Genomic DNA, 25,407 nt, shown 5'->3' with positions numbered 1-25,407 from the left:
TTTTTTTTAGATTACTGTTTCATTGGTAATTTATTCTCTATAATTCCTAATGAGAATTTTTGTGTTTTATAAATAGCCTTATTAGTTCAGTAATAAAAATGAACACCACTATAAAATGTTTCCAGATAAGAAAATATGTAATGCTGAAAAAAATAATAAAATAAGAAAAATCTATCTTTTTATTTTGTTGAGTATTTTTACTTTTTATTAAAGAATATAGAATATAAGAAAAAACTAATAATATAGAAGATATTAAGTAATTTTGTATACTTTTTTGTCGCATAATAAAATTATGTGACATATTGGATAATAATAAAAATATATAAGGATAAGCTCCCATCGCTAATGCAATAATTATTTTTTTTACCATTTTACAACATCAACTCCAATTGCTCATTATTATTTTTTTTAAGGATTAAAAATAATATGTTATTTGATCTTTTCAAAAAATGCTAAAATGGATACCGTTACAACTGGAATTAGTAAATTAAATGAACCCCATAGTATATAAATGTTATATATAATAAATAATATAATTAAACGTTTTCCCAATAATTTATTCTCTATAGAATATTTCTCTTTCAAATCAAACATTATAATTAATGTAGCAATAAATAATATAGTAACTCCTATAAGTTCCTTTATAGATATCAAATTTTTTAAAAATTTTGAATCTAAAAATTTTATAAGTGTTGCCCATGATATTACAACAAGAATAGATTTTAATAATCCATATTGATTTCTTTTGCTCATTTTATTTCACCCATGATGCTACATTTGTGGATATTGCACCAGAAATTGGTGCTCCTGTGATTAACCTGTCCATAACCACTAACATTTCCTTCATAAATAGCATCCATTCTAATACCCATAAAGCCACCTCCCTGTAAAATTACTTTAAATTATATAGTAATTTCTTAAATTCAATATCTTTTGAAAAATATCTGATTCCATTTATATAAAATAAATAGAATAAAATCTTTAAATTTTTTCACATTTTTAAAAATTCAATGATGAGCTTTTCTTGGCATGTAAAATAAACTAATTTCAGATATAGGATATATATAAAAAGTATCGAACAGTCCATGTGTATAAAAACAGCCACAGTATTTGCTATGGCTTGTTTTATTATCCTGACTTTGACTCTATTATTATCAACAAAATTCTAAAAAGCGGAATTATTCAAAAAACATATTTCTTCTCCAATATCTTAAGAACAACCTGAAGTTATACATATACTCTTATAATATTATTTTCTAAAAGATATTTAATAATTGTATCAAAATAGTTTTTGATTTCTGTCCAAGTATAATCGTTATATTCTTTTTTTAACTTTTTAATAATTTCATCTTCATCTTTATTTTCATCAATAGCCTGTAATATTAAATATGTTATATAATTTGACTTAATAATTTCTTTAGATTCATAATTATATATATATATTATTCCATCATCTATTTCTGATTCATATCTATAATATATATTTTTGTTTATTATATACACTTTTTCACCCTTCAAAGAAATATTTTTAATTATTCTCTATATAGTAATAATTATTATTAACTTTCATTTTATTGCATCTTGGATCATAATTTCTATTATTTATATATGCTGCCGCAATACAACCACCTTTACAATTATTATAAAATTCGCATTTTTTACATTCATTGTTATTTGACCATTCTAATTTTCTAAATATCTCCCATTTTTTGGAATTCCAAATATCTAATAAATTTTCAAGAAAAATATTACCTGTATAAAATTCTGTTTTATACAAATATGGACATGGGAAAACATTCCGTAGTTATCTATTTCTAAAGCCGTCTTCCCTGCAGGACAAACTAAATTACTATTTTTATTAAATTTTTTTATTATTTCATTTCCCCATGGAACCGCTATTGGATCTTGAGATATTATTAATTTCTTTTCTGTAGAATAATATTTTTCTAATACATTTGAAAAATTTTTAAAAGCAAATCATCTGAAGGTAAATATATTTTTTCGGATTTTTTAATATTTAACAATGGAGAAAAGGAAATTTCATTTACTCCAAGATCTGAGCTTAATTCATAAATTTTATCAAGATAATTAACATTTAAATTTGTTACAACCGTGTTTATTTTTACATATATATTTTCTTTCACAAGGAGATTGATTCCATTAATTACTTTTTTAAATAAATTACTATTTCTTGTAATTTTAAATGTTTCATTATCGTATCCATCTAAACTAATTTGAATACTATCTTTTTCATCAAGCAATTCTGATAATTTTTTTGCTATATATTCATCTATCAATGAACCGTTAGAATGAATTGATAATTTTATGTTTAACTTTTTTAATTCATTTAATAAATAGAAAATATTTGAGTTTAAAAATGGCTCTCCTCCAGTTATATATATAGAATGAGGTTTATATATTTTTAATTGTTTGATTATGTGTAATAGTTCTTTTTCTGAAAGATCTTTTGGATTTTTTTTAGAACTAAAGCAAAACGGACAATTAAAATTACATCTATTGGTTATTTTTATACCAATTAAAGTTGGAAAACTTAATTTTTTTAATTTATACCGTTTTATCTCATTATTAATAAATGCATCAAAATTTATTTCATTGTTTTCTTTTACTATTTTATATTCTTCTTGATAAAATTTTGATAGTAATTCTATATTAATCATTTTTAGCCTCCTGGAATGTACATTTTGGATCAGGATAATTTGAGGATTTATATTTTTTGTATACTCTTCCAATTTCACCACCTTGACATAAGGATAGCATATTGCAATAACTGCATTTTTGTTTTTCAAGATTTCTTAAATACAATTCTTTTGTTACTACATATGCTTTTTCTAGAATTGCATCTATAGAATCATCATATATATTTCCAAATTTTAATTCATTGAGTTCCAAAGTTACTTCTGGGTAAATATCACCATTTGCATTTATAAACCATTTCCCTAAACTTTCTTTATCTATGATAACAGAATTCTTATTTTTAGATTCTATTTTTTGTGCAATTTCTGAATAAAACTCAATAGGTAAAAATAAACGTAGTTTTGTTCTGGCTACTTCTCTATATCTTAAACATTTCTTTATTTCGTTTATAAATCTGTTTAATTCAACTTTATTATATAAATTTTCTCCTCGATTTAATTCATAAACATGGCTTACACTAAAAGTATCTACTCCTAATTTATTAGCTAAAACATATGCATCAAAAATTTCATTAACATTGATATGTGTAGCTGTAAAATTAGTTCTCACAATAAAATTATGTTTTTTTAATAAGTTTATATTATCAACAACTATGTTGAATTTTTTTGTTTTTCTTTGATAAAAAAAAGTTGTTTCTGTTGCTGCATCTAAACTTATTTGAATTGTATCGGTATTTTTATCTAAAATATTATTTAATTTTTCAATTTTTTCTTCATTAAGCAATATTCCATTTGTAAAAATTTCAATATAAATTCTTTTTTTCTTCAAATATTTTAATATTTCAAAAATATCTTTTCTCAAAAACGGTTCCCCACCACTCAATGTAACATGAATAACTTGCATTTTATGAAATTTATCTATGACTTTTAACATATCTTCTGTATTTCTCTCTTCTCCCTTAGTTAAAGCCCAACAATGGATACAATTAAGATTGCATTTTGGAGTTGTTTTCCATCCTATCCATAATGGTTTTTTTGGAAAAACTTTATATTTTTCTATTAGTTCGAATAAATATGTATCAATGAAGATTTTTTCAACATTCCTATCTGTATAACTTTCTTTTGTTAGATGATAATTTTTTATAATATTCATATAATCATGAAATTTTAAATCAACCAACAAAATCACATCCTATCATTTTTTACTGGTAATTTAAACGTTAAAATAAATCCTAAAAAAGTTGTTAGAAAAGAAAATAATAACATAATCGATGGATTTATTTCCCATAAATATCCAGATAAAAATATTCCCATACTTGAAGAGATTAAAGAAACTACACTTATTATTCCCCAATATTTTTCAATTTTTTCATTTGAAAACGTTTCAAAAAGATATGTGCTATTGATATTTGCAAATGCCATTTGAATTGAAGTAATTAAAATACCTATAACAAACAGAATTTTGCTATTTATACTAAATAAATATAATACTATTAAATATAAAAATGTGTTTATTATATATATTTTTTTCTTATTAAATTTATCTATTATTATTCCACCTATTAAAGACATAAAAGCAGAAAAAAATATTGAAGATGAAAATATATAATATATTCCACTATCACTTATTCCATATTCTTTTCCAATTAATGGCATGTATGTCAGGCTACTTGTTCCAAGAATTATTATTGTACTAACAACAATATAATAAAGAAATCTTTTTTCGATCTTAAATATATTTACTAATTTATTTGCTGAGTGTTTATTCTTTTTATTCTCCGAATATGATAAATTAACTCCATTTAATTTTTGTATACTCTTTAAATTCAATATTAAGAAAACAAATAGAATAATATACATAAAAGAAAGATTATTATAATTACTGCTTATATCAATAATTTTTCCTGTAATTAATAATCCTGTGAAACACCCAATATATAAAAACACGTCCCTTATACCAAAAGTGATTCCTAATTTATCTTCTGGTGTATTTATTGCCAGGATAGGATTTATAATTACATTAAAAACACTTGTAGAAATAAGAAAAAATAAAAAATAAAAGAGGATAAGATACACATTCTTTAATATGATTGAGAAAACATTTAATAAAATATTGGTAAATAATACAAAATATAATATTTTTATCTTTTTATCCATTCTTATATTTGAAATTGGTATAATAATAATAGATCTCAATATTTTACTAATTGATATTAATATTCCTAAATAAACTATGTTTATTTTATATTTTTCAAAAAACAATGGCATCGTAATCTCTAAACTATCATGAATCATAAAATAAAAAAAGAAAAGCATATTTATAGAAATGGTAATTTTATTTATATACATAAAATAGTTTCTTTTATTTATTATTTTTTCTAACATATATACACCTCTTTATAAATCCCGAACCAATATTTTTGGTTCGGGCGATTAAAATTAGTGTCCATGAGATTTTGACACTATTGCACCACTTGATGAATATTCTTTTTTGTCCACTTTTTTGAAAATAATTTTAATTTTTTTATTCATCTCATCCCTCCTTTCTTTTGGTTTAACTTAAACAATAGTCACCAACAATTAAAAATAAAATAATATATAAAAATAAAAAAGAATGGACGAATACTGTAGAAATTTATTTTTAATTTGTTGATGAATAATAATAGTCAGTATATAATATATTGGAAGATAGAAAAAGTATGATAAATGTGATTTTTTTAACTTTAATATTAGTAAAATTTCCAACAGAATGAATTTCATTTATACTAGAACAAAAATTATTTTAGTTTCCAATTCGCAATGATTTTATCAAAAAAAAAAAAAAAAAAGTCAACACAAAATCAAATATTTACTTTATTTTTTCAAAAATTAAATTAATAATTAATATATCATGTGATATAAAAAACGGCTGCTAACAGAGCAGCCGTTTTTATTATATTTTTTCTGCTAATTCAAGAGCGTCTTGTGTTGCATCTATTATTTGACCGACTTTTGCAGCATCTCCAACTAAATAAACATTATCAAATTCTTTTGATAATTCTTCATATAATTTGTTTTCTGATTTTGTGCCTGCAGTTACTACAATATCATCAAACTCACCTAAAGAAATTTCTTCTCCATCTTTTGTTTTAACAAATACTTCCTTACCTTTTATTTCATTTACCAATGTGTTTGTATAAATGCTGATCTTTGGTGCATAATTTTTCTGGAATAACTTACTTGCTACTATTTCCATTCCTCTTCCTACCTGGTCTAATGCTTCAACCACTGTAACTTTTTTGTTTTCTTTTACCAGTTCTTCTGCAACCTCTAAACCTATTAAGCCTCCACCAATAATTAATACCCTCTCCCCGTTGGCTTTTTTGCCATCAAAGAAATCAAAACCCGTAATATACTCTTCCAAACCTTTTATAGGAGGAACAAATGGGTAAGCTCCAGTAGCCACAATAATAGAATCGAATTTATTTTCTTTAAATGTTTCTGTTGAAACCTCTGTATTTAATCTTATTTCTAATTCTTTTTCGGCCTTTTTTATTAAATCATCTAATGTATCCTTCATCGATAATTTTCCTGGTGATCTATAAGCTAATACCCATTGACCACCTAAATAGGAATTCTTTTCAAATACTGTTACATCATAACCCTTTTTCTTTAAATATAATCCTGTAAATAATCCTGCTGGTCCTCCACCAACAATAGCAACTTTTTTCCTGGAGTTAGTTTCAACTACAAATTCTTTATGAATTTCAGGATTTGCAATACAACCGATAGGTTTTCCGGCTTTGACATTTCCCAAACATCCCTGTAAACAGCTTCCACATCTAATATATTCATCTGAGCCGGATAATATTTTTTCAGGGAAATCAGGATCTATAATCATTTGTCTTCCGAAAACCACACCATCTATGATTTTTTCATCAATTAATTTTTTATATCTTTCATCTTTATGCATTCTACCAACAGCTATAATTGGTAATGAGGTTAACTCTCTTATTTCTCTTAGTTTATTATCCATCACATCTAAAGGTAATGACATATGATTGTAATACCATGGTGCAGAGTCACATGCGTTTCCCCATCCCACATGAATAACAGAGACACCAAATTCTTCAGCTAATGCAAAAATTTTTGATAAATCTTCATTTGTTATACCGTTTTCCACAAATTCGCTTCCGGAAATTCTAAGGAATAAAGGAATTTCAAGTTCTTTTGTTACTTCAGATAATAATTCTTTAGCAAATCTAAATTTATCTTTTCCATATTCATCTGTTCTTTTGTTTAATCTTTCTGAATAGAATTGATGAACGATATATCCGTGACCAAATTGAATTTCAACAGCATCTGCACCTGCTTTTTGAGCTCTTAAGGCATTTTCTTTAAAAGCATAAATTAATTGTTCAATTTGATAGTTAGTTAATTCTTTTGGTGTTTGCCCTGTAGATGGACATTTAACTGGTGAAGGAGCTAATACTTCACCTGAAGCTTTAGGATTAGCCGCTCTTCCTGCATGGTTTAAATGAACAACCAATTTTGTATCGTATTTGTGTAATGTATCCACTAACTTTTTTAGACCTTCTATATGTTCGTCTGTATTTAACATAGTTTGTTTTGGATGTTCTTTTCCAGAAGGTGAAACTGAAATTGGTTCTAAAACTATAGTTCCTACTCCACCCTTTGCTTTTCTTTCATAGTATTTTATCTGTTCATCTGTGATAAATCCTGTTTTTGGTGTAGCTAAAGCGGTTTTTATCGGTGCCATAAAAATATGATTTTTCGTTTCAAATTTGCCAAATTTCAAGAAAAATCACCCCTTTTTATTTTTTAATATCCCCTTTTACCTAAACCTCTACCCATTCCTCTGCCGAGACCGCGTCCCATTCCATGACCTCTACCCATTCCTCTCATTGCTGGATTTTCAGAGTTAGGCCTTATTGCATCTTTAGGACACTTTTCCATACATAAACCACATCTTGTACAAATATTATTATCTATATATGGGAAACCATCATCTTTTAATGTAATTGCACCTTCTACAGGACATACATTCACACAAATCTTACATTTTATACATTCACTTTCTTTTACCCATGGCATTTCTATCACCTCCAAGGAAAGTTATTCAACTTCCCCAGCTAACATAAATCTAATTTCTTCTAGTGCATCTTCTACCGTTTTTGCCTCAACTATTAATGGTTTATAACCCCATTTATCGAGTTTTATCATAGAACCTTTTCCCATAGAGTTACCAACCCAAACCTTACAATGACCTAAAAATTCTTTTATTTCTTCAGCCTTTGCATGCATATGTGTGTCGTAATATGGATTTTTTATTTCTTCAACTTTTTTAAAGTTTTCACCATCATATTCATATACAACATATAAATATGAATGCCCGAAATGTTCATCATTTATATGTATTCCATCTTTTGTTCCAAATGCTATCTTCATTATCTCAACTCCTCAATGTGTTGCATTTTCTACTTTTTCTAATTTTCCGTTTCTATAGTTTTCAATTATGTTTGCTAATGTATCTTTTTTTGTTAAGTATACCTCGATACCTGCAGCTTTTAAAACATCAAAAGCATTTTTTCCGACACTTTCTAATACTAATACATTAACTCCTTTTTCTGCTAACATTTGAGAAACCTTTGGCCCCATTCCATGGGCATCATTAGCAGTATTTTCCACAATTTCTGCAATTTCATTTTTATCCAAATCATAAATAACAAAAAGTTCAGCTCTTGCAAATCTGTCATTACTCAATGAATCTAATGTTTTTCCCTGTGATGGTATTGCCATTTTCATACTAACACCTCCAATATATTTTATATTATAATTTTTCCATTACTTTTTCAAATATTTCTTTTATGGCTTTTGCTGCAGGACTATTTTCATAATTTACAACAGGATTTATTTCAAGATTTGATTTTTCCACTGTTTCATCAAAAGGAATTTCTCCAAGTACCTCAATTCCATCGCTTATACAATAGTTTATTATTTCTTTACTTACAACAGGATTAAGATCATACTTATTAATTACAACGCCAAATCTTCTTCTGAAATGTCTTACTGTTTCTACTATTCTTTTTAAATCGTGCAAACCTGATGATGTTGGTTCTGTTACTATAACAACATAATCAGTGGCGGTTATAGATGATGTAGCAGGACATCCAATGCCAGGAGCGCCATCAATTAACACAATTTCTTTACCCTTTTCCTGTGCTTTGTTCATTGCTAATTTTCTAACTTCTGCTACTAATCCACCAGAGGTTTCTTCACCAGGATTTAGATTTGCATGAACTATATCTTTTTCATCGTTTACTGATGAATAATAATATTCTCCAGATAATGCTGTTTCCAATCTAATAGCATTCTGAGGACATGCAATAACACATGCATTACACCCTTCACATGCATATGGATCAACATCATATATTCCGTTTTCAAAGGTTATTGCTTCAAATCTACATATGTTTTTACAAATTCCGCATTTATCGCATTTATTTTGATCAATAATTGCTTTTTTACCGCCATAATAATCGTATTTTTCTTTTATTTCACCATTAAACATAAGGTTTAAGTTTGCTGCATCAACATCACAATCTGCAAGCACAGCGTTATTTAATAATGCACCAAAAGAGGAACTCAATGTTGTTTTACCGGTTCCACCTTTTCCACTAACTATAGCTAATTGCTTCATTTTACCATCCCCTTTATTGTTTCAAAAACGTCTAAAAACTTTTCTTCCATTCTGGTAAATGTTGGGCAAAAATCTTTCCTTCAGAATACAATTTTGCTATATTTCTATCAAATGGTATTTTTAATATAACAGGTATATTTTCTTTTTCTGCATATTCGTCTATCATATTAGTTTTTCCTGTATCTCTGTTTATTACAATACCTGCTGGTATTCCCATTTCTTTTACAAGATCAACAGCTAATGATAGATCGTGTAATCCAAATGTTGTTGGTTCTGTTACTAAAATAGCAAAATCTGTATTTCTTAAACTTTCAACTACAGGACATGAAGTACCAGGTTGTGAATCAATTAAAACAACATCAGCAGATTCATCTATATATTTTTTTAACTGTCTAATTATTCTTACACCAGAAGGTTCTCCTATATTTAAAAGCCCATACCAAATTTTAGATTCTCATTTATTCTGCCTAATTGAATTTTACCTATACTTTTTGGTTCTTCTTTAATAGCATTTACCGGACAGACCATAGCGCATGCACCACAACCATGACATAAGCTTTCAAAAACCATTGTTCCTGTTGGGAAAACAGAAATAGCTCCAAATTGACACGCTTTAGCACATTCTCCACATTTTATACAGGCATTATTATCAACAACTGGAAGTAAAATATCTACACTTTCCTCTTTTTCGAAATTTATATCAAAAAATAAATGATCATTTGGTTCTTCTACATCAACATCCAACAATTGAACTCTATATCTTTTGAAAGGGTATAAGCTAAATTTGTGGATACCGTTGTTTTACCAGTTCCACCTTTACCACTTAATATTGTTATTCGCATTTTCCTTCCTCCTGTCTTTATCTTTCGATATATATTATACCACTATATATACATAAAATATATATAATATTTAATGAGGGTTGTCTTTCGGCAACCCTCAAATAAGATTATTTACCACCAGCCTCTACCGAAGCCTCTTCCATAACCTGCTCCAAATCCTCTACCATAGCCACGACCGAAACCTCTGCCATAACCCCCAAAATAACCTCTTCCAAATCCTCTTCTGAAACCATAGAAAAAATTTTCAAATGGTCTAAACCAACCATATCTTGGAGTAGTTGGTGCAACATATCCTGGATTTGAACATGGTCCCAATCTTCTACCAACTGGTCCTGTTCCCATTGGTCCTGTTCCGTCAAATCCTGGCATCATCTGTCACCTCCTTGAGAATGTCTATCAAGCTCCCTTAATCTTTCTTCTATGAAATGCAATTCTTCTTCTAAATATCTTTTATAATCCAATAACATAGCTCTTTCTTCTTCAATTGAGGGTCTATAATAATCATCATAATTACCTGCACCATATCCGAAACCTCTTCCATAGCCACGTCCTATACCTCTTCCGAAACCTGCACCGAATCCTCTACCCATGCCTCTTCCGAAACCTCTTCCATAGCCTCTACCGTAGCCATAATCGTCGTAATATGCCATTTCACTCACCTCCTATATGTATTATATATATACCTTTCAATCTAATTATATATCTTATACATATATATGTCAACTATTTTTGTTGAATTTAATGTTAAAAAACAGAGAAAAATTATCTAATATAAAATTCTTATTTTGATTTTGTTGACTTTGGATAAAGATAATGATATAATTCACTCAGTGAATGAAAAAGAGGTGAAAAATATGTTTAACTTTGAAGACTACACATTTTTTAATCCATCTCCAAATTTTAGAGAATTAATGATTTTGCAGATAATATCGCAAAATGAAAGAGTTTCTCAGGAAATGATAGCAAAAAGTGTTGGAATAGTACCTTCTATGGTTAATAGATATTTAAAGGATTTTGAGGATAAAAAGTATATAATAAAAACCGGTGGAAATAGAAGAAATATGAACTATGAAATTACATATGAAGGTAAAAAAAGATTGCAATTTCTAACTGTTTCTTTTATAAATGAAGTGTCAAAAATTTATTCAGAGACAAAAAAGTCATTTAATAAGGTATTGGATAAGATTGAAGATATGGGATATCAGAATATTTTATTGTATGGTGCCGGGTAGTGGGTGGTATTGTTTTAAAGGTTTTAACAGGTGAAAATATCAATGTTATAGGATTTATAGATGATTCGATTTCAAAGCAGGGAGATAAGATTCATGGTATTAATATATATTCTCCAGAAGAAGTGAAGAATATGAATTACGATATGATTATAATAGCTTCATTCAGACATTCAGAGGATATATTAAAAAATGCAAGAGAAAATCAATTATCAAATATTTATATTTTCAATATTGATGAAAATGGAAATGTATCTCTTGAGAAAGGGGAATGAAGAATGAAAATACCTTTATTTGATATGACAAGACAATATGAAACAATCAGAAATGAAGTATTAAGTACATTAGATGAGATATTTAAAACAGGAAAGGTTATATTAGGCCCTCATGTAAAATCACTTGAAAATGAATTAGCAAAATACACCGGAACAAAATATGCTGTAGGCGTAGCAAATGGTTCAGATGCATTGTTTTTATCTGTTAAAGCATTAGATATAAAAAAAGGAGATTATGTGATTACAACGCCATATACATTCTTTGCAACTGCAAGTTGTATTACAAGAAATGGTGCAAAGCCTATTTTTGTAGATGTTGAAGAAAAGTATTATAATATGGATCTTGATAAGGTAGAAGAAATATTGAAAAATCATCCAGAAAAGGAAAAAATAAAGGCTATTATACCTGTCCATTTGTTTGGTAAAACTATAGATTTAAATAGATTGAAATATTTTAAGGAAAAATATGGTGTTTATATAATTGAAGATGGTGCTCAATCAATAGGATCAAAATGGAAAGATAAGAAAGGTTTTTCTGTAGGTGATTTGAGTATTACATCATTCTTTCCAACAAAAAATCTTGGTGGATATGGCGATGGAGGAATGGTATTTACAAATGATGAAAAACTTGCTAATAGGGTAAGAAAACTAAGAGTTCATGGAGCAGCAAAAAATATTATCATGATGAAGTAGGATTTAATTCCAGACTTGATGAAGTTCAGGCTGCTATTTTGAGAATAAAGTTGAAACATCTTGATGAATATATAGAAAAGAGAATAAATATTGCAAAGAATTACGATGAATTATTTAAAGGATATAATCTGGTCGATGTTCTGGAATATCCTGAAGTTTTTGAAGATAAGTCACATGTATATCATCAATATGTTATTACTCTAAAAGAAAAAAATAGAGATGAATTAAGGGAGTTTTTAACAGAAAAGGGAATAGGGACATCAATTTATTATCCAAAAGGACTTCATCAGCAAAAATGTTTTGAATATCTTGGATATAAAGAAGGAGATTTTCCGGTTACCGAAAGAGCAACGAAAACAACACTGGCATTGCCAATATTTCCTGAATTAACCTATGAGGAGCAAGAATATATTGTAAAATCAATAAAGGAATATTATAAAAAATAGACAGCTTCTGGCTGTCTATTTTTTATAAATGGTAATTCCATAAATATCTATATGTTTTTTTAAATCCTGATTATCTATTTTATTGTAATCAAGTATGTCAAAAAAGTAAGGTAAAAATGTTTCTTCATTTAAATAATAACTAATTTTTAATAATAAATCTCGTGTAAGATTTTTGCCTTTAATTGCAAGGTCAACATCAGATCCTTTTTTGTAGTTTCCCATAGCTCTACTTCCAAAAATCAAAACTTCTTCTATTTCTGGAATTTGTTTTATAAAATCTATTATAATTTTTAGCTCTTTTTCATTTAGTCCAAATTTCATTCATTTAACTCCTTTAACATATTTTCATAAAACTTATCTAATTCCGGTAAATAAACATCTTTAATTCTTTTTGTTATTTCTATTGCAGTATTTTCATCATAAGTATGAACAGTTAAATTTCTATCTTCTAAAGCTTTTAGCCATAATTCACCATTATTTATTAGTTCAAGCTGAAAAGATAATTTTATTGCCTCTCTTGGACTTTTTACAATATATCCGTTATATTCCAGAAAATCTTTCAGGACTTTCCATGATAATTCAAAAGCCATTTCAAAAAATTGTATAATTCCTGCTCTATCTAATTCATCCATATTTTCCATATTAATATATTTTTTTAGTAGATTATAAGATTTCTCAAAATTTTGAAATCTTTGTTTCCAGCGAATTTTTTATTATACATAGTAACAACTCCTTGTGTATTATGCTTTATTTCTATTATATCAGAAAAACAATAAGTTGGTTATATTATTCGGTTATATTTTTAGAGTAATTATAAACAGACTTTATCCAATCAATTTTTAGGATTTTTCATACCATACATAATAATTTCTCCTATTTATATAGTCTAATTAGTTGAAAAAATATCCTGTATTAATAATTTCATTTTAATTTGTATATTTTAAAATCGTAACCATCATATATCTTTCCATTATAAATAAAATATTTTGCGTTATTAATTTTTATCAAATTTTTTGGATAATCTTCTTCATCTATATTATATTTTAGGTATTTTTCTTTTTGTTTTTCAAATCAAATAACAATAAATTTTTGTTTTTTGAATTTTTTAATTGAACTATGAAATACAGTTTTTTATCGATTATTCCTATTGATTTTATACTATGAAACGAAACTTCATAATCACTATTATTTGGTTTAAATTTTCCACTTGTTTTAAATTTATATCCTGGTAAGGAGTGTAATTTTTTAAGTTCTTTATCTTTTAAAAGATATATATTGTAAATATCCTTTTTTGTGTCATGTGTGAAAACATATATATTATCATTATCTTTAAATAAATTGCGTATTGTTTCATGAGTTTTTACTAATATAGTGCTTTCCAGTTTTTCTCCATTATAATTTAATCTATATATATAATACTCTGGTCTATTATAAACAGGAAAATTTATACTAATAAATTCATTTTTATTGATTTTTATAAATTTCTCATTTGCTGTATTTTCTTTATTAGAATCATACGTCATTTTTTCTATTAGTTTTCCTTTTTTGTCATACACATATATTCCATCTGAAGTTTTAAAATATATATTTTCTTTTTCAACTATCATTTCAAGATTATTTGTATCCAGTTTTTCTTTAATTTCTGAGAAAGATTCTAATTTTTCAAAAAATATGTTTGTTTTTAAGAAATATGCTTTTTTATAATTTAATGATGGATTTTGATCCTCAACTATAGCATATATATCTCCAATTTCATCGACTATACCCTTTATCAATACCAGTTTTTTATCAAATAAATATTTTTTATTTTTATATTTGCCTATGTCGATATTATTGATATTAATAGTTTTAAATAAAACTGTCGTCTGACTATATAGTGTAATACTTAAAAATACTATGAAAATACTTATAATGTATTTTTTCATATTCCCATCCTCCTTAATGCCATACCCCATCGTAACCATTTTTATTTTCTTTAATCCATAAGATATATATAACTCATCATTTATGATTCTTACTATAGCAATTTTGTATGTATTAAACATTATTCTCCTTTATACTCATAAAGGGTTATTAAAATACTACCATCATTTAATCCAGTTAAACCAACGATATTTTCTGGAATTTCATATATAACATCTTTTATTTTCCAGCTTTCAGTATTAAATATTATTAATTTATTATTACTGTATATAGCAATATCACTGTCACTTATAAAGGTTACAAAATATGGTGGATTTGTTATTATTTCTGGATAATTATTATTTAAATCTATTTCTTTTATTGCTTTTGTTTCATTATTAAAGTATTCAATTTTTATATTATCTATAAGAACAACATCTCCTTTTGTATTTACATCCAGTTTATATTCACCAGTAATATTATTTTTTATCATAATGTCTTCTTTATCGGTTATATTTAAAAGATGAAGTTCTATCTCATTTTTATTATTTTGTATAACAAAAGATAAAAAATTATCATTGATTTTTGATGGATACATATCAAAATATGATGAATTCAAATAAGATTTTATTAACTTCCATTTTTTCTCAGATAAAGAATATTGATAAATTTCTAAGTTATTATTTTTATGATTATTATAAAAAAATACTACAGAATTGCCATTTGTTACAAAATGAAAAGTGGAGTCATATGAAGGTATTGGAAATTTATCTAATGTAATAACATTCCATTTGACTAAATTTTCTAAATTGGATATATATAGATTGTTTCTACCCGTATTATCAAACAATACAATGTTTCCATTTTTGCTAAATGTAAACTTATCGATGCTTATATATTTTTCAATTTCTTTTGAGTATAAAAACTTAATTTTATAATTTTCTACTTCCATGGTTTTAATAAAATTATTAGCAGAAGGAATTAAAACGTCATAATCTGCAAAGGTTAAAATAAAAGATACAACAATAATAAATACTACTAAAACTCTCTTTCTCATATTTACCACCATCCCTCTTTTTGTATTTTCTATTTATCTACTAATGTACTCATTTTATATACCTGAGAGTTATTGCACTTTTTCATTTGTGTTTTTGATAATTATAAACAGATTTTATCCAATCAATTTTTAATCCTTTCAATGTCCTTACAATATAAAATGTAATCTCAGAATTTTCTGGATATTTTATTTTTTCTTCAAGTGGATTTAATATATATACCTCATATCCATATCTTGTTATTTTTATATTTTTGCGATAAACTCCAAATTTTAAAGAAGATAAAATATCAAGTATAGGCGCTTCATCTTTTTCTAAATCAATATAATATTTTCTCATTAAATTTTCAACTTTTTCTGGATTTAATATTATTTTTTTCTTTTTTCAATCATTTCATTTAAATTTTTTTTCAATATTTCATTATCAACATCAAACGCATATTCAAGATAACTATTATACTGATACGTTGCTACTCTCATTGCATCGTAATATTTTTCAAGTAAATATAAAGGATTAAAGTATAAGTTGTATATTAATTTTGATGGGAAATATAAAATTATTAATAATATTATAAATATTATTAATCTAAATCTAAAATCAACATTTTTCCAATAATACCAATAATTAAACATTATATATCGACTCCTTAAATTATTAAAATACTTTCATTATGTTTCGTGTGAAAAATATTTTTTATAGTATTCTTTAAATTTCATTTCATACCATGCATTTGATTCTCCATCAATACCATCATTTATACCTATTTCACAGTATTTTTTTAAGTTTTCCATATCACCAATTATTTTATATCCTTCAACGAGAAAAAACAAACTGGCATCATAATGATTGAGAAGTAGAAATCTATCAACTGGATCAATATCTTTATTCATCTTTTTTATTTTTTGTTGATAGCTTTCAAAATGTCTTTTTAATCTCTCAATATATTCATATATTTTTTCCTTTAAATCGATATTTTTATAAAACTGAATAATCTTAATTATGTCCATATCATCAAATTTCCTGTTTTTTGTAAATGATTCTATATAATGCATGATTTCTTTATTATCCATTTCTTCTACTTGATATTTATAATAAAAAAAGTTGTTTAAGAAACTAAAATATTCATCTGAATAATCTATATAATCAATATATTTTAATTTTCCCTGCTTAAATAAAAAGTGGAAATATCTTCCCAATGAGGCATATATACCGTCATTTGCAGCGATATATACTTCTCCTGTTATTGGTAAAAAAATTGCACTATGAACTGTATCTGATCTACATATTGATTGATTACCAATATTGCCCGTATCCAGATTTCTCATAGTTTCTACAATATTGCTTAAAGTAATATTTTGTTTGTTCTCTAAATATTCTTCTGCAATTATTTTTCTTGATATTGAACCTGAATAATCTTCCTCTTTATTTTTCAAGGTAGTAAAATGATTTGTTGAAACAATCCATTCTTTACTTTCAACTCTTTCAAGATTTTTTGAATCAAATTCGAATACAACAGTTTTCTTATCGTTTTTGCTTGAAATCATAAGGTTATTCCCTATTGTTCTTTTGTTTGCTTTCAATATATTTTCAACATCTGATATATTTTTAGCGTTTTCCATGATTATTCTATATAATATTCCTGTTGGGATACCATTTGTTTGTTGATTAATAGAAACTGATGTCATGGAACCCAGAGAAATTCCCTTATTATTCATTCCTGTGAGAACTCCAATAAGTCCGGGCCATGTTAATGAAATAAAATTATTTCCATCAGTTGCATTATAGACAAATAAAACATTTAGATTCCATAGTTTATCAGAAAGAAAATAGTCCAGATTTCTTCCGTGGATTATGTTACCATCAACACTTTTTTTACCCCAGACAGAAACATTGGTACATCCATACAAGTTAAATAATTCATCATAAATATTTAATAAAAGGATAGTATCAAGTGAAGCTCCACTGGCCTTTGCTATAGCTGACATTTCTTTTTTGTATTCTGAAGGAATACTTCTAAAATAATTTTTCATAGTGTATCTAATAACAATTTTTTCAAAAAAGTTTTTGTTTTCGAGTTCTTTAGATAAAAGATTTCTCATTTTACTGATTTCTTCTTTTAAAGCTAATCCATGCTGATAACCAATTTCCGAGTGTGTTCCCGAGAGATATAATATTTTGAGATTACCAACTTTTTCTATTTTAAAATTTTTATTATTTATATTATCTATGCCGTAATGCAATGGTATAAATAAATAAAATATATATAATATTGGAATTAATAAAATTATTAATAATGAATAGACAAATTTCTTCATTTATCTCACCTTTTCAAATGTTTTGTTATAGTATATAAAATTTAGACTTTTTTATCTTTTAATTATAGAAAATATTTTTAAATTATCAGGATCATCATCTTTAGATTTTATGAATAAGTAATATTTTCCTTTGATTTTTTTCATGGTATATTGAATATCTGCTGCATAATCAAGTTGGTAGTTTGGATATAGATCATAATAATTTTCTTTACCTGTATTTAAATTTATTTCAATTAAATTATATTCATCTGAATTTTTTAGCATACCTTTCAAATAAATTTTATTGTCTATGATGGATATAAATTTTACACTATAAAAATAATATTTTTTGCTGGAATTTGCAATAGTATAATAACCAGTACTCTGAAATCTATTGCCGTAAATAGTATATACCTTTTCTAAAGAATCGTTTTTTATTTTATACAAATTAAACTTTCCGTTATCGGCATTATGGCAAAAAATATAAACTTCATTATTATATTTAGTTATATTTAATATATTTTCTTCCGTTTCTATCTTGTTTTTCACTACTAATTTTCCATTTTCTTTACTGTATTTATATAAATTATATTTACTCCCTACTCTATACACAACTTCACTTATAATCCAGAAACCATCATCTGTATGAACAAAATCTCCATTGGCATAATTAATTAATATGTTTTCGGAAAAGGGATAAAAATTAATCTTTTCATTTTTTATACTCCATATTCCCTTAATTCCTTTATAGTATAATATTCCATTGTCAATAGTTAGCGCTCCTGATACAATTCCATAATCATTTGTTTTTTCAAAAATTTTTTCGTTTAAAAAGTCATAGGTTATTTTCTTTGACAATACATTTAATTTTGAAACAAGAATTTGATGTTTGTTTTTTGTAATGTTGAAAGCAGGGACAACATAATATAAGATTCCATTATCATCTACTGTAAAATTTCCTTTGTTTAAATAAACTATATGAGTATTTTCATCATAATAGGTAAGACTGTTATACTCAATTTTCTTATACTTAATTGCATTAGTTCCTTTACTGGAAAAAATAGAAAAAACCGTGACAAAAAATGCAACCAAAAGAATAATCACAACAACTAATCTTTTTTTCATATTCCCATCCTCCCTGTTATCGCATATTTGCGAAAAATATCTTTTGTGAGTTTTTTTAAATATATTATAATAAAATATGTGATAATTTTAGTAAATAAAATATTAAAATATAGTAAATATTTCAATTTTAATTAGATAATATCCTTTATAAAAGAATTGTTATTAACTATAAAATATGATATAATAACTATATATTTTTGCAGGAGGGACATATGAAAAAATACGTAGCTTTTTTTGATTTAGATAGAACATTACTTGATAAATATAGCCCACAGCTTTATTATAAATATGAAATAAAACACGGTAAATTCACATGGTGGAAATATTACCGAATGGGTTTATTTACTTTATTCTATAAACTTGGTATTGAAATAAAAGATATGGAAAAGATGATGAGGGATACAGCTGCTCAATATGCTGGTCAAAGTGCAGAAGAAGCCTTTGGTTTTGCCAGACAGTGGTTTGAAGAAAATGGAAAGTTTCATATAAGAGAGAGTATGAAAAAAGAAATTGAAATTCATAGAAAAAACAATGCTTATCTCGTTATTATTTCCGCATCGCCAGATTCTATTGTTATGCCAGTAGCAGAATATTTAAGTTTTGATGATGCTATTTGTACCAGAACTATTATAAAAAAAGGTATTATTACTGGCGAAATGGGAACTTATATGTATGAAGAGAATAAGGTTAAAGAAGCTGAAAAATTATGCAAGGAACATAACTTTAATTTAGATGATGCTTATTTTTATAGCGACTCTATATCTGATTTACCTTTATTGGAAAAAGTTGGGAATCCCGTTTGTGTTTCACCGGATTTTAGATTAAAAAGAATTGCAAAAAAAAGGAATTGGCGAATAATAGAAAAATAATGTGGCATATGCCACATTATTTTTCTGATACAATTTTTATTATTTCAATAATCGTTTTTACTGCTTTTTCCATAGATGGAATTGGAATATATTCATATCTTCCATGAAAATTATGACCGCCGGTAAAAATATTTGGACATGGTAGGCCCATATATGATAATCTTGCGCCATCAGTTCCGCCTCTGATGGCTTTTATAATTGGTTTAATTCCGACATTTTCCATGGCCTGCTTGGCTATTTCTATAATTTCTGGATCAATTTTTTCCTTCATATTATAATAACTATCTTTTAAATCAAGTTCTACTGTACCTTCACCATATTTTTGTTTAATAATTCTGCATTTTTTTCGCATAACCATTTTTATTTTCAAATAATACCTTATCGTGATCTCTTACGATTATCACTAATTTTGCACTATCACAATCGCCTGAAATATGAACTACATGAAAGAATCCTCATATTTTTCTGTATGTTGTGGTGTTTGAGCTTCAGGAAACATCATGGCTAATTCTGCGGCTATTAATGCAGCATTAATCATTTTATTTTTTGCAGTGCCAGGATGGATGCTTTTACCATGAATAGTATAAGTTGCTGTAGCAGCATTAAAGTTTTCAGCTTCTAATTCTCCTATTTCTCCACCGTCTACGGTATAAGCGAAATCAGATCCAAATTTTTCTACATTGAATTTATCAGCCCTCTACCAATTTCTTCATCTGGCGTAAATCCGATTTTTATAGTTCCATGTTTGATTTCTGGATGTTCTATTAAGTATTCCATTGCAGTAATGATTTCTGCTATGCCTGCTTTGTCATCGGCACCTAGTAATGTATTTCCATCTGTTACGATAATATCCTGTCCTATATAATTCTTTAATGTTGGAAATTCATCATGGCTTAAAACAATATTTTTTTCTTTATTTAATATGATATCTCCACCCTCATATTTTATTATCTTTGCTTTTACATCTTTTCCTGTTAATGCAGGAGCAGTATCCATATGTGCAATAAAACCAATAGTAGGAATATCTTTGTCTATATTTGCAGGAAGTGTTGCATATACATAACCATTCTCATCTAATTCTACATCTTTCATTCCTATGCTTTCTAATTCTTCTTTTAAAAATTTTGCAAAGATTAATTGTTCCGGAGTTGATGGGCATGTTTCTGATTCTTCATTTGAAGTTGTGTAAAATTTTGTGTATTCAATAAATCTTTCATGCACTTTTTCATAAAGTTTCTCCTTTCTTTTTGTAATTTATAATTAATATATCACTTGATATATTAATTGTCAAATTTAAAATCCTCTATTTTCAGTAATTTATTTGTATCTACATCATATTCTTTAAACTTATCGTTTGATAATATATAATAGTCAAATTTATTTGAAATATAGATTATCATTTCATCGGCAGGTGAATTAAAGTATACTCTTTTTTTCTCAGATAATGCTTTTAAAACCTTTTTATCTTCTTCATTTAAAAAATATTCTATATTGTTATCAAAAACTATATGTATAGGAAAAAAGGTTGTTTTGCCAAAAACATATTATCTAATATATCCACTAAAAATTGTAATGAATTTTTATTTTCATATCTTATTACATTACTGCCATCTATAACCAATCCTTTTATAGAATCAGTATTGAGTAATTTATAATGATAATATGAAAAGTTTCTCAATTGTATATTCAACAAATGTTTTTCGAACTCATTTAAACTTTTATATATATCCAATATCTTTTTGAAATATGATTTTTTATCTTCCAATGGATCTATTTTTAGTATTTCATCTAATAAATTTTGTATAAACGGATTCTTTTCATCAAGAGGAACATATGTCATTAAAGCATATAGATCAATATAATCTTTAAATGGCAATTTTTTAAAGATTACTTTAGGTGTATATAATTCTATTCCATATTTTTTTAATTTTTCCTCATATCCTCCTGGAGGAAAATCTTTAGGGTACATTAAAAATTTTATCATTTCCACATCTTTGTCTAATAAACCATAATATTTTTTAAATCCTTTATTCTATTTTCTTTTGGTTTTTCGACAATATGAATAAGAAGAAATTGTAAATCATTTAAATGCTTATTTAAAATTTTTCTTTCTGCGTTTTTGCTTAAAAATCTAAAAACTGATAACATTTTTCTCATATTTAATTCTCTCGGTTTTAATAACCACTTATTAATTCTTAAAACCTCTTTTCTGATATTTTTGCTGTGTTCAATAAAATCTTTTTCTTCTATTATTTTTAAAATTTTTCCAAAACTCATACTTATTTGCTCCTTTTATTATTTTGAGGTATAATATAACAAAACAGAAATTTGGTGATAGGTTATATGAATAAAGAAAAGTTTAAAAAGTTTTATGCTTTAATTATTATATTATTATCTCTTTTGTGGGTTCAATTGCATTAATATATGGTTTTATTATTTGGTTTGGGTTATATATATTGAATTTACTTTTAAGGAAACTTCCATAGAAGCATCAGATTTTGACGGTCCATATACATATACCTATAAAAAAATCGAAAATAAAGAGTTAAAGCTGGATATATACTTTCCGAAATCAAAAAACAAAAATTTCCTATTGTCTTTTTTACACACGGTGGCGGATGGGTTTCTGGTTTTAGAAATCAAAAAAATAACGTGTCATGGTGTAGATTTCTTGCATCAAAAGGATTTGCTGTTGTTTCAATAGATTATAGACTCGGAATATCACATACAATGAATGAAATACTTTCAGATTACACAGATGCATTAAATTATATTAAAAAAATTGCTATAGATTAAAATTGGATAAAAATAATATCATATTAATGGGATTATCAGCAGGAGGTCATCTTACATTATTATACTATGCTTATAATACCTTTGTAAAGAATGAAAAAAATGTTGAAGGAATTAAAGGTGTTGTATCTTATTATACGCCTGCTAATCTAAAACATTTATTTGATAAAAATGTGAAATCCGTCTTTGCTAAGGTTGCTACTGCTGCAACATTAAAGGGATTACCAACCCCGACTAAAGAAGGAGAATATTTATATTATTCACCTATTTTCTGGATTAACGAAAATATGAAACCAGTGTTATTAGTACACGGAAAGAAAGATAAAACAGTTCCTTTTTCTTCTTCTGTGGAATTATTTAAAAAATTAAAAGAAAAGGGTATTCAAGTAAAAATACTTGTTCATAATAATGGAGATCATGCTTTCGAATTTGAAAATAATGATATACAGACTATCAAGATTTTAAATGAAACTGTAAAATTTATGAGGAGTTTGGTGAACAATGAAGATTGATTTTTCATATGAAAAGAAAAAGATTGATTATATTTCCGGTTTTATATTCAAAGGAAAGCATTATAGATGTAATTATGTTCGATTTAAAACATTATATAGAAATCCTGCAGAAGGAACTGAAACTGTTGAGTTATATAATTTTATGCCAAAGGATAAAACATATGCTTCTGCTTTAATTTTGCATGGTCTTGGAAGTGCAAATGTTAAATATATGATATGGATGGCCAGAAGACTTGCCAGTGTAGGAATAAATACAACTATATTAATATTACCTGGAAACTATACAAGGGTTGATAAAAAATCTGTTAGTGGTAGAAGCTATTTATGGCCTGATTTAAAAGTAATGTACAGATTCTGGGAACATGGGGTAATAGATACTTTAACAACTATAGATTTTTTAAAACAAGAAGGATTATGGAAAAAAGATCATATTTTATTAGGATATTGTTTGGGAGGAATGGTTGGAACTATTGTTGAAGCATTAGAACCGCAATTGAAACACTTTTTATTAATGACTACAGGAGGGCATTTGCCAGAAATATTATATAATTCTCCTGCCACAAAATTTGTGAAGCGATTAATAGAAAAAGGATTTAAAGATGATTATGATCTTCACAATCCTGATAAGATCTTCGATATATATAATGCGCAATTTGAAAAGGTTCGAAAAATGTCATTGGATGAGTTAATGAATTCTGAAAGTATTCACCCATTATTTAAAATAGATCCTTTATCTTATGCACATTTAATAAATCCTAAAAAAGTAACCTTTGTTGAAGCATTTTTCGATAAAACTTTATCTAAAAAAAGCAGAAAAATGCTTTTTAATGAATTTCATGGAGCTAAGCGTTATATTATTCCTACTGGTCATGTTACCTGGTTACCTTTTGAGTTCTTATTGGCAAAGAATGTTATAAAAATATTAAATATAGAAGATTTAAAAATAAAAACCAGATTATACGGATTTGATGAAATAGAAGAAGCTCTTGATGATGAAGTTATTAAAAAGTGATTTTTTAATGGGGGGATTTTTAAAAATGCATAACCGTAGTTACATAAAAAAAATTATTTTTGATAGTTTGATTGGTATTTTGCTGTTTGTTTATTTTCCATTTCATTTTAATTTTAAAATCTCAAATTTAATAATAGTTTTTTTAATAACATTTATTTCAGATAATATAGATGTAAAGTGGAAAAACCACAATCGCCTTGTATCCAATGTGCCAGGATTTTTAATTGCTTATTTATATGGGCCACAATATATTTTTGCAGCATCTTTAATAACCTTATTTCGATTAAATGAAATAAACTCTTTAAGAAGGATTCGAAAGTTTCTTGTTTATTTTTTCATGTATTATAGTTCATATGTAATAGTTAACTTTTTCGATTTAAATATCTATACGAAACTGTTTTTATATATATCATTATCAAAAATTATAAATTCTTTGATGGTGGATATTAAAACTTTCGGTATAAAATTATTTATTATTGAATACATCTTTTTTATAGCTTCATTACCAAGTATATACTTATATTTATTGAGTCAAAATATAATAGTAAAATATTATTTTTTATTTCAAAATTTATTATTTCTTGGAATTTATTATTTTATAACCAAATACATATATGAAAAAGAAGAAGAAGAAATAAAAAATAAAAGGCTAAACCGTTTCAATGCTATAATGCTTGAATTTTCAAATTTATTATACTCATATTCAATAAAAGCGTCAAAAGAATTTATCTTAAAAGAAGCTGCAAAATTTCTTAATGAAAAATTTGGATATAAATACATTCTAATATCAGAATTTGATTATGAAAAAGATTTAATTAAAAGAGTTTCTTATTCAGGTTTCTCAAGTGAAGAATTCAAAAAACTAAAAGCTAGAAAAGTAAAAGCTTCAGAAATTATAAATGAAGTTTTTAAAGATAACTATAGATATGGTGAAGTTTATTTTATTCCAAATATAGCTGAAAGATTGGATAAAAATGATTATTTTTATTTGAACAAAATATAAACG

31 protein-coding genes and 4 pseudogenes are annotated in these 25,407 nt (G+C 26.1%); 7 read left to right on the top strand and 28 right to left on the bottom strand.

The features are described 5' to 3' along the window. Positions 1-429 precede the first annotated feature (429 nt). The 17 genes and pseudogenes from DJ007_RS08390 to DJ007_RS08325 form a co-directional block, all read right to left on the bottom strand. Positions 430-753, bottom strand: coding sequence for a hypothetical protein (locus DJ007_RS08390; RefSeq protein ID WP_129409196.1), 324 nt, complete (start codon positions 751-753; stop codon positions 430-432). Further along, complete coding sequence (locus DJ007_RS19185; RefSeq protein WP_276318716.1) at positions 750-872, bottom strand: hypothetical protein; 123 nt, start codon at positions 870-872, stop codon at positions 750-752. Before DJ007_RS19185 ends, DJ007_RS08390 begins: the two co-directional genes overlap by 4 nt. A gap of 355 nt (positions 873-1,227) precedes the next feature. Further along, positions 1,228-1,503 (bottom strand): PqqD family peptide modification chaperone, encoded by a 276-nt coding sequence (locus tag DJ007_RS08385; protein ID WP_165974082.1) that lies wholly within the window; start codon positions 1,501-1,503, stop codon positions 1,228-1,230. A 25-nt stretch (positions 1,504-1,528) separates the two neighbouring features. Next, positions 1,529-1,786 (bottom strand): annotated as a pseudogene (locus tag DJ007_RS08380) (SPASM domain-containing protein); the annotation flags it as partial. 160 nt (positions 1,787-1,946) lie between these two features. After that, on the bottom strand, positions 1,947-2,678 hold the full coding sequence (locus tag DJ007_RS08375; protein WP_129409193.1) for a radical SAM protein: 732 nt from the start codon (positions 2,676-2,678) through the stop codon (positions 1,947-1,949). After that, positions 2,671-3,834, bottom strand: a complete 1,164-nt coding sequence (locus DJ007_RS08370) for a radical SAM/SPASM domain-containing protein (protein ID WP_206076241.1) — start codon at positions 3,832-3,834, stop codon at positions 2,671-2,673. The genes DJ007_RS08375 and DJ007_RS08370 overlap by 8 nt, the downstream gene beginning before the upstream one ends. Positions 3,835-3,839: 5 nt before the next feature. After that, on the bottom strand, positions 3,840-5,039 hold the full coding sequence (locus DJ007_RS08365) for an MFS transporter (RefSeq protein WP_129409191.1): 1,200 nt from the start codon (positions 5,037-5,039) through the stop codon (positions 3,840-3,842). 547 nt (positions 5,040-5,586) lie between these two features. Beyond that, on the bottom strand, positions 5,587-7,452 hold the full coding sequence (locus DJ007_RS08360; protein WP_129409190.1) for an NAD(P)/FAD-dependent oxidoreductase: 1,866 nt from the start codon (positions 7,450-7,452) through the stop codon (positions 5,587-5,589). Positions 7,453-7,475: 23 nt separating this feature from the next. After that, positions 7,476-7,748, bottom strand: a complete 273-nt coding sequence (locus DJ007_RS08355) for a 4Fe-4S binding protein (RefSeq protein ID WP_129409189.1) — start codon at positions 7,746-7,748, stop codon at positions 7,476-7,478. 21 nt (positions 7,749-7,769) lie between these two features. Further along, positions 7,770-8,102, bottom strand: coding sequence for a NifB/NifX family molybdenum-iron cluster-binding protein (locus DJ007_RS08350; RefSeq protein ID WP_129409188.1), 333 nt, complete (start codon positions 8,100-8,102; stop codon positions 7,770-7,772). A gap of 12 nt (positions 8,103-8,114) precedes the next feature. Further along, positions 8,115-8,459: a NifB/NifX family molybdenum-iron cluster-binding protein gene (locus DJ007_RS08345; RefSeq protein ID WP_129409187.1), complete on the bottom strand. Its 345-nt coding sequence runs from the start codon at positions 8,457-8,459 to the stop codon at positions 8,115-8,117. Between the two features lie 25 nt (positions 8,460-8,484). Continuing rightward, entirely contained in the window at positions 8,485-9,354 is an 870-nt protein-coding gene (locus DJ007_RS08340) for an ATP-binding protein (RefSeq protein WP_129409186.1), read from the bottom strand. A gap of 31 nt (positions 9,355-9,385) precedes the next feature. Continuing rightward, positions 9,386-9,571, bottom strand: coding sequence for a hypothetical protein (locus tag DJ007_RS15890; RefSeq protein ID WP_206076240.1), 186 nt, complete (start codon positions 9,569-9,571; stop codon positions 9,386-9,388). Between the two features lie 209 nt (positions 9,572-9,780). Beyond that, the gene (locus tag DJ007_RS15885; RefSeq protein ID WP_206076239.1) at positions 9,781-10,098 is read right to left on the bottom strand and encodes a 4Fe-4S binding protein; all 318 of its coding nucleotides are present in this window, start codon (positions 10,096-10,098) and stop codon (positions 9,781-9,783) included. Continuing rightward, complete coding sequence (locus tag DJ007_RS15880; RefSeq protein ID WP_206076238.1) at positions 10,083-10,196, bottom strand: nucleotide-binding protein; 114 nt, start codon at positions 10,194-10,196, stop codon at positions 10,083-10,085. Before DJ007_RS15880 ends, DJ007_RS15885 begins: the two co-directional genes overlap by 16 nt. 111 nt (positions 10,197-10,307) lie before the next feature. Then, positions 10,308-10,568, bottom strand: coding sequence for a DUF5320 domain-containing protein (locus tag DJ007_RS08330; RefSeq protein ID WP_206076237.1), 261 nt, complete (start codon positions 10,566-10,568; stop codon positions 10,308-10,310). Further along, on the bottom strand, positions 10,565-10,846 hold the full coding sequence (locus tag DJ007_RS08325) for a DUF5320 domain-containing protein (RefSeq protein ID WP_129409185.1): 282 nt from the start codon (positions 10,844-10,846) through the stop codon (positions 10,565-10,567). The genes DJ007_RS08330 and DJ007_RS08325 overlap by 4 nt, the downstream gene beginning before the upstream one ends. 180 nt (positions 10,847-11,026) lie before the next feature. Between DJ007_RS08325 and DJ007_RS17655 the strand changes: the two genes are divergently transcribed. From DJ007_RS17655 to DJ007_RS08315, 3 genes and pseudogenes are all read left to right on the top strand, one after another. Next, positions 11,027-11,428, top strand: a complete 402-nt coding sequence (locus DJ007_RS17655) for a winged helix-turn-helix transcriptional regulator (RefSeq protein WP_240739407.1) — start codon at positions 11,027-11,029, stop codon at positions 11,426-11,428. Next, positions 11,428-11,700, top strand: coding sequence for a nucleoside-diphosphate sugar epimerase/dehydratase (locus DJ007_RS17650; RefSeq protein WP_240739406.1), 273 nt, complete (start codon positions 11,428-11,430; stop codon positions 11,698-11,700). Before DJ007_RS17655 ends, DJ007_RS17650 begins: the two co-directional genes overlap by 1 nt. A gap of 3 nt (positions 11,701-11,703) precedes the next feature. Next, positions 11,704-12,839 (top strand): annotated as a pseudogene (locus DJ007_RS08315) (DegT/DnrJ/EryC1/StrS family aminotransferase). 15 nt (positions 12,840-12,854) lie between these two features. Here the strand turns inward: DJ007_RS08315 and DJ007_RS08310 are convergent. From DJ007_RS08310 to DJ007_RS08275, 8 genes are all read right to left on the bottom strand, one after another. Next, on the bottom strand, positions 12,855-13,160 hold the full coding sequence (locus DJ007_RS08310; RefSeq protein ID WP_129409184.1) for a nucleotidyltransferase family protein: 306 nt from the start codon (positions 13,158-13,160) through the stop codon (positions 12,855-12,857). After that, on the bottom strand, positions 13,157-13,546 hold the full coding sequence (locus tag DJ007_RS08305; RefSeq protein ID WP_129409183.1) for a nucleotidyltransferase substrate binding protein: 390 nt from the start codon (positions 13,544-13,546) through the stop codon (positions 13,157-13,159). The genes DJ007_RS08310 and DJ007_RS08305 overlap by 4 nt, the downstream gene beginning before the upstream one ends. 336 nt (positions 13,547-13,882) lie before the next feature. Further along, entirely contained in the window at positions 13,883-14,884 is a 1,002-nt protein-coding gene (locus DJ007_RS08300; RefSeq protein ID WP_129409182.1) for a hypothetical protein, read from the bottom strand. Then, on the bottom strand, positions 14,884-15,798 hold the full coding sequence (locus tag DJ007_RS08295) for a hypothetical protein (protein WP_129409181.1): 915 nt from the start codon (positions 15,796-15,798) through the stop codon (positions 14,884-14,886). The genes DJ007_RS08300 and DJ007_RS08295 overlap by 1 nt, the downstream gene beginning before the upstream one ends. A gap of 82 nt (positions 15,799-15,880) precedes the next feature. Continuing rightward, positions 15,881-16,135, bottom strand: a complete 255-nt coding sequence (locus tag DJ007_RS08290; RefSeq protein WP_129409180.1) for a hypothetical protein — start codon at positions 16,133-16,135, stop codon at positions 15,881-15,883. A gap of 29 nt (positions 16,136-16,164) precedes the next feature. Next, entirely contained in the window at positions 16,165-16,428 is a 264-nt protein-coding gene (locus DJ007_RS08285; protein ID WP_129409179.1) for a hypothetical protein, read from the bottom strand. A 36-nt stretch (positions 16,429-16,464) separates the two neighbouring features. Next, complete coding sequence (locus tag DJ007_RS08280; protein ID WP_129409178.1) at positions 16,465-18,111, bottom strand: C45 family autoproteolytic acyltransferase/hydrolase; 1,647 nt, start codon at positions 18,109-18,111, stop codon at positions 16,465-16,467. A 51-nt stretch (positions 18,112-18,162) separates the two neighbouring features. Further along, the gene (locus DJ007_RS08275) at positions 18,163-19,215 is read right to left on the bottom strand and encodes a hypothetical protein (RefSeq protein ID WP_129409177.1); all 1,053 of its coding nucleotides are present in this window, start codon (positions 19,213-19,215) and stop codon (positions 18,163-18,165) included. Between the two features lie 212 nt (positions 19,216-19,427). Here DJ007_RS08275 and DJ007_RS08270 point away from each other — a divergent pair, with 212 nt between their 5' ends. Further along, a complete protein-coding gene (locus tag DJ007_RS08270; protein ID WP_129409176.1) occupies positions 19,428-20,084 on the top strand; it encodes an HAD family hydrolase in 657 nt (218 codons plus the stop codon). Positions 20,085-20,100: 16 nt separating this feature from the next. Here DJ007_RS08270 and pepT read toward each other — a convergent pair. The 3 genes and pseudogenes from pepT to DJ007_RS17625 form a co-directional block, all read right to left on the bottom strand. After that, positions 20,101-21,338, bottom strand: a pseudogene (gene pepT, locus DJ007_RS20195) (peptidase T). Positions 21,339-21,588: 250 nt separating this feature from the next. Beyond that, on the bottom strand, positions 21,589-22,074 hold the full coding sequence (locus tag DJ007_RS17630; protein ID WP_240739402.1) for a hypothetical protein: 486 nt from the start codon (positions 22,072-22,074) through the stop codon (positions 21,589-21,591). An 8-nt stretch (positions 22,075-22,082) separates the two neighbouring features. After that, positions 22,083-22,361, bottom strand: coding sequence for a hypothetical protein (locus DJ007_RS17625; RefSeq protein ID WP_240739401.1), 279 nt, complete (start codon positions 22,359-22,361; stop codon positions 22,083-22,085). A 330-nt stretch (positions 22,362-22,691) separates the two neighbouring features. Here DJ007_RS17625 and DJ007_RS08250 point away from each other — a divergent pair. The 3 genes and pseudogenes from DJ007_RS08250 to DJ007_RS08240 all read left to right on the top strand — a co-directional run. Then, positions 22,692-23,389, top strand: a pseudogene (locus DJ007_RS08250) (alpha/beta hydrolase family protein); the annotation flags it as partial. Then, positions 23,379-24,401 carry an alpha/beta hydrolase gene (locus DJ007_RS08245; RefSeq protein WP_129409173.1) on the top strand — a complete coding sequence of 341 codons (1,023 nt, stop codon included), beginning with the start codon at positions 23,379-23,381 and terminating at the stop codon, positions 24,399-24,401. The pseudogene DJ007_RS08250 and the gene DJ007_RS08245, both read left to right, overlap by 11 nt. 25 nt (positions 24,402-24,426) lie before the next feature. Continuing rightward, a complete protein-coding gene (locus DJ007_RS08240; protein ID WP_129409172.1) occupies positions 24,427-25,404 on the top strand; it encodes a hypothetical protein in 978 nt (325 codons plus the stop codon). Positions 25,405-25,407: the final 3 nt, after the last annotated feature.

Origin of the sequence: Marinitoga lauensis, assembly GCF_004135675.1 — a bacterium.
Classification (GTDB): domain Bacteria; phylum Thermotogota; class Thermotogae; order Petrotogales; family Petrotogaceae; genus Marinitoga; species Marinitoga lauensis.
Note: the sequence above shows the minus strand (reverse complement) of the source record. Positions and strands in the feature narration are given on the sequence as shown.

Excerpts from the sequence above, each read along its gene's own strand:
- DJ007_RS17625 (WP_240739401.1), bottom strand. The coding sequence starts at position 22,361 with ATGAGTTTTGGAAAAATTTTAAAAATAATAGAAGAAAAAGATTTTATT.
- DJ007_RS08290 (WP_129409180.1), bottom strand. The coding sequence starts at position 16,135 with ATGAGAAAATATTATATTGATTTAGAAAAAGATGAAGCGCCTATACTT.
- DJ007_RS08325 (WP_129409185.1), bottom strand. The coding sequence starts at position 10,846 with ATGGCATATTACGACGATTATGGCTACGGTAGAGGCTATGGAAGAGGT.
- DJ007_RS08240 (WP_129409172.1), top strand. The coding sequence starts at position 24,427 with ATGCATAACCGTAGTTACATAAAAAAAATTATTTTTGATAGTTTGATT.
- DJ007_RS08390 (WP_129409196.1), bottom strand. The coding sequence starts at position 753 with ATGAGCAAAAGAAATCAATATGGATTATTAAAATCTATTCTTGTTGTA.
- DJ007_RS08365 (WP_129409191.1), bottom strand. The coding sequence starts at position 5,039 with ATGTTAGAAAAAATAATAAATAAAAGAAACTATTTTATGTATATAAAT.
- DJ007_RS08345 (WP_129409187.1), bottom strand. The coding sequence starts at position 8,459 with ATGAAAATGGCAATACCATCACAGGGAAAAACATTAGATTCATTGAGT.
- DJ007_RS08355 (WP_129409189.1), bottom strand. The coding sequence starts at position 7,748 with ATGCCATGGGTAAAAGAAAGTGAATGTATAAAATGTAAGATTTGTGTG.
- DJ007_RS08300 (WP_129409182.1), bottom strand. The coding sequence starts at position 14,884 with ATGTTTAATACATACAAAATTGCTATAGTAAGAATCATAAATGATGAG.
- DJ007_RS19185 (WP_276318716.1), bottom strand. The coding sequence starts at position 872 with ATGGGTATTAGAATGGATGCTATTTATGAAGGAAATGTTAGTGGTTAT.
- DJ007_RS08285 (WP_129409179.1), bottom strand. The coding sequence starts at position 16,428 with ATGTTTAATTATTGGTATTATTGGAAAAATGTTGATTTTAGATTTAGA.
- DJ007_RS08375 (WP_129409193.1), bottom strand. The coding sequence starts at position 2,678 with ATGATTAATATAGAATTACTATCAAAATTTTATCAAGAAGAATATAAA.
- DJ007_RS08270 (WP_129409176.1), top strand. The coding sequence starts at position 19,428 with ATGAAAAAATACGTAGCTTTTTTTGATTTAGATAGAACATTACTTGAT.
- DJ007_RS08330 (WP_206076237.1), bottom strand. The coding sequence starts at position 10,568 with ATGATGCCAGGATTTGACGGAACAGGACCAATGGGAACAGGACCAGTT.
- DJ007_RS15880 (WP_206076238.1), bottom strand. The coding sequence starts at position 10,196 with ATGCGAATAACAATATTAAGTGGTAAAGGTGGAACTGGTAAAACAACG.
- DJ007_RS08295 (WP_129409181.1), bottom strand. The coding sequence starts at position 15,798 with ATGAGAAAGAGAGTTTTAGTAGTATTTATTATTGTTGTATCTTTTATT.
- DJ007_RS15890 (WP_206076240.1), bottom strand. The coding sequence starts at position 9,571 with ATGGGAATACCAGCAGGTATTGTAATAAACAGAGATACAGGAAAAACT.
- DJ007_RS08245 (WP_129409173.1), top strand. The coding sequence starts at position 23,379 with ATGAAGATTGATTTTTCATATGAAAAGAAAAAGATTGATTATATTTCC.
- DJ007_RS08310 (WP_129409184.1), bottom strand. The coding sequence starts at position 13,160 with ATGAAATTTGGACTAAATGAAAAAGAGCTAAAAATTATAATAGATTTT.
- DJ007_RS08280 (WP_129409178.1), bottom strand. The coding sequence starts at position 18,111 with ATGAAGAAATTTGTCTATTCATTATTAATAATTTTATTAATTCCAATA.
- DJ007_RS08340 (WP_129409186.1), bottom strand. The coding sequence starts at position 9,354 with ATGAAGCAATTAGCTATAGTTAGTGGAAAAGGTGGAACCGGTAAAACA.
- DJ007_RS08275 (WP_129409177.1), bottom strand. The coding sequence starts at position 19,215 with ATGAAAAAAAGATTAGTTGTTGTGATTATTCTTTTGGTTGCATTTTTT.
- DJ007_RS08350 (WP_129409188.1), bottom strand. The coding sequence starts at position 8,102 with ATGAAGATAGCATTTGGAACAAAAGATGGAATACATATAAATGATGAA.